The sequence below is a fragment of the Methanoregula sp. genome, assembly GCF_002835825.1.
Classification (GTDB): Archaea; Halobacteriota; Methanomicrobia; order Methanomicrobiales; family Methanospirillaceae; genus Methanoregula.
Genome location: NZ_PIZH01000242.1, coordinates 1 through 3,542 on the forward strand (window position 1 = coordinate 1; position 3,542 = coordinate 3,542).

Below are 3,542 nucleotides of genomic sequence, written 5' to 3' on the forward strand. Positions count from 1 at the left end.
CTCCCCATTTTCCCATTTTTCTGCCGTCAGCAATGATTTAATAGATTTACGGCATTTTTATAGTACAATGACAGAGGGGCGGACGCTGGTCCTGAGTGTTGACCGGGACGACGATATCGGCTGGAAGGCCCAAATCGAGAGCCCGTGCATCGGCCGCGCCGCGTGCTTAAAAGCAGCTAATACCCTGGCACTCACCGATCCCGAGGACTCCGATGTCAATGCTATCTTCTCTGCGATCAAAATCTATGATGAGCTGACGGCAAAAGGAGAGGACGCAGCAGTCGCTGTCGTTGCCGGGAACCACCTCCACATGATCGAAGGCGACCGCAGAATCGCAACCTCACTCAAGAAAGTCGTGGAAGAGACAAAGGCAACGAACTGCATCCTTGTCACGGACGGTGCCGAAGATGAGTATGTCATCCCCATCATCCAGTCACTCCTCCCCATTTCCAGCATCCGCAGGGTTATCGTCAACCAGATGCCCAATCTCGAAGGCACCTATTATATCCTGAAGAAACTTTTCGATGACCCGAAGATCTCCCGCATGGTCTTCATTCCGATAGGCCTTGCCATGCTGCTCTATGCAAGCGCGTTCCTGCTTGGTGCACCCGGCCTTGCCACCATCATTGTCGTCATGGTGATCGGGTGTTTCCTCCTGTATAAAGGGTTCGGGTTCGACGAACTCATGCACGGGATCATGGATGCCCTCCGGGTTTCCCTCTCCCGCGGGCGGTTCTCGTTCATCACTTACACCACAACGATCCTGCTCGTGATCATCGGTTTCACGCAAGGATTCTACAATATCCTCCATTACTATTCCGCCGACAGCAGCCTGGGGCTGATTACCTATCTTGTGACATTCATCTATGGTGCTATCGAATGGCTCATCTTTGCCGGGCTTGTCCTCTCTGTTGGCGTTATCATCGATGTGTACCAGAATGATCGGAAGAACCTCGGCAAGGTAATCGTCTTCCCGTTCTTTGTCACGGCAATCGGCCTCCTCCTTTATGCAGCCTCCATCTACCTGATCCCCACCCTGGGTGTGCCCGACTTCCCGCTCTCCCAGGAGACCATATCCCGGTACATTCTCTGGGATACCATCGCCGGGATAACCGCCGCGGTTGCGGGAGTCCTGATCCAGACCTATGTGACAAAAAAGGTGGCCGAACAGAAAAAAGAAGAGATCATCGAAGTGATCTGAAGTATCTTTCTTACTACTACGATTCTTTTTTCCGGCCATTACCTATCAGGCCTTATCTGCCGGCAGGAGATAAAAGCCCGGCATGATGGCATGCCGATCCTCTTACCATTTCATTAGCTTTTCATGGTTCTGTTTTGAAAAAAGTGGCTCTCTTGTTACAAAAGAAGCGAACCGAAACATCACCTTGGAAACGCAGAGGAAAAGGCAACGTGACTGTTACTCCTTGCGGACGGGAACTTCTGCAAGGGAGAAATACCCGATCCCGCTGGGGAATTCACGCACCATCGTGAAGTTCCGGGTCACTTGCGGGGATCTGACGGTAAGATTGGGAATAACGACATTGAAGGTATGGGACGGGTACCAGTAGATCCCGTCGCCATAGGACACTGCCGCTTCATTGACCGTGAACTCGGCACCTTCGAGATCGATACGCTGGATCTTTGCGTCATTATAATTCAGGATCTTCATCAGCTTGTTCTTCAGGTCCTGTTTTCCAAAGAAAAAGAAGATAATTCTGGTGCTTTCATCAACTGAATAGTTCACGTGGATATTTGCAGTACCGTTGTCCAGCTGGACATCGACATCATGTACCTTGATGTACCCATACCGGTCTTCCTCGGCAGCAAGGACGGGGGCTGCCAGGAATACTGCGAGGAGCAGGAACAATGCCACGGCACAAGGTCGCATAACATACTCATTTCGTGAAGAGCCCTTAAAGCGTTTTTGGTTATATTCAGCCGTTTATCGGCGAAAAACCATGGAAAATTGCGGCGATTATAATATAAAAAATGTATTATTTGTTGTTGGCAAGGATGATCTCGATGGACGATACGTTCGTTTTACCGGTGTCAGTATCGATGATCTCCGTTGAGGTGAGGATCTCTTTCTTGGTTACACCCTCAAGGAAGCGGTTCAGGGCAATTTCTGCGGTATCCACTGCACGGGAAATTGCTTTTCCCCGGGCCTTTATCGCAACTTCGGGTGCACCATTGTTGAACTGGGTGACCACGGCAAGTACATAGTTCATGACCGGCTTATTGCCGACAAATACTGTGTTCTCTCTTGGTTGCTGCTGCATAGGTGCCTCCCGGTCAGAGATACTTCTTCTTGACAATCAGTTCTGCATTCAGTACACTTGCGCCGGCAGCGCCACGGATCGTGTTATGGCCCATGGCAACAAACCGGACCCCCTCGCGGAGCCGGCCGACCGAGACGGTCATACCTTTTCCCCTCATGCGGTCGAGACGGGGCTGGGGACGGTCAGGCTCCTCGTCAAAGAAGTGCACCGATTCCGCAGGCTGGGTCGGCAGGCCGTTGATCGGGGGCTTGTAATCCTGATATGCTTTGCGGATTTTTGCAAGCGGCTCCTTGATGTCCGCCCAGACTGCCATGGTGTGGCCATCAATGACCGGCACCCGGTGACAGCTTGCGCTGACCTTGAAAGGCGCATTCTGGACTTTGCTTCCTTTCAGCGTGCCCATAATCTTGAGCGCCTCAGTCTCCATCTTCTCCTCTTCCTTGCCGATGTAGGGAATGACGTTATCGTAGATCGCCATAGCTGCCACACCTTCGAACCCCGCACCGGAGATCGCCTGCATGGTCGCGACCCGGATATCCGTGAACCTGAACTTCCGCAGGGGTGCGAGCGCTGTAACCATCATGATGGTGGAGCAGTTCGGGTTCGTGACGATGAACCCGTCACAGCCAGCATCCTTCTGGACATCGATCAGGCCCAGGTGGTCCGGGTTGACTTCCGGGACAACGAGCGGGATCATCGGTTCCATGCGGTGGGAACTGGCATTGCTGCAGACAGCAATGCCGGCATCCGCAAACTCCGTCTCCGTAGCGGTCGCGATCTCCGCCGGAAGGGCAGAGAAGACAAGGTCGACATTCTTCATGGCGGAAGGAGAGGTAGGGACAACTTTGATCTTCCCGATATTCTCCGGAAATGGCGTATCAAGGCGCCATTTCACAATCTTTCCATAGGCTTTTCCCGCACTGCGATCGGAAGCGGCAAGCGTCGTAAGTTTGAACCAGGGATGTTCCGCAAGAAGTTCAACGAATCGCTGACCAACCGCGCCGGTAGCACCGAGCACTCCAACATTGATCATGATGATTAGGTCCTGTAAGTTCGATTTCCCCGTTTCTTCCTGAATAATGGCGGGTTGTAAAATCCCATTTCACTTATGATGATAAAAACGTTGTTTTTTATAATTTATATAACGGGAAATATGTCGCCAGCAGCATCACGGCAGAATGTATCGCCGCTGCCAGAGGCGCAACACACTCGCAAAACCCGGCCGTCCTTTGATCGGGGTACACACGATAATATACAAAAAAA

Annotated in this window: 4 protein-coding genes; 1 reads left to right on the forward strand and 3 read right to left on the reverse strand. The window is 51.9% G+C overall.

What is annotated here, in order from left to right:
• Window positions 1-67: 67 nt before the first annotated feature.
• Entirely contained in the window at window positions 68-1,201 is a 1,134-nt protein-coding gene (locus tag CW742_RS09015) for a DUF373 family protein (RefSeq protein ID WP_292419399.1), read from the forward strand.
• A gap of 216 nt (window positions 1,202-1,417) precedes the next feature.
• Here the strand turns inward: CW742_RS09015 and CW742_RS09020 are convergent, their stop codons facing one another.
• The 3 genes from CW742_RS09020 to asd all read right to left on the reverse strand — a co-directional run bounded on the left by CW742_RS09020 (window position 1,418) and on the right by asd (window position 3,312).
• On the reverse strand, window positions 1,418-1,888 hold the full coding sequence (locus CW742_RS09020; RefSeq protein WP_292419401.1) for a hypothetical protein: 471 nt from the start codon (window positions 1,886-1,888) through the stop codon (window positions 1,418-1,420).
• Window positions 1,889-1,994: 106 nt separating this feature from the next.
• A complete protein-coding gene (gene albA / locus CW742_RS09025; protein ID WP_292419404.1) occupies window positions 1,995-2,279 on the reverse strand; it encodes a DNA-binding protein Alba in 285 nt (94 codons plus the stop codon).
• A 13-nt stretch (window positions 2,280-2,292) separates the two neighbouring features.
• Window positions 2,293-3,312 (reverse strand): aspartate-semialdehyde dehydrogenase, encoded by a 1,020-nt coding sequence (gene asd, locus CW742_RS09030; RefSeq protein ID WP_292419407.1) that lies wholly within the window; start codon window positions 3,310-3,312, stop codon window positions 2,293-2,295.
• Between the last annotated feature and the right edge of the window lie 230 nt (window positions 3,313-3,542).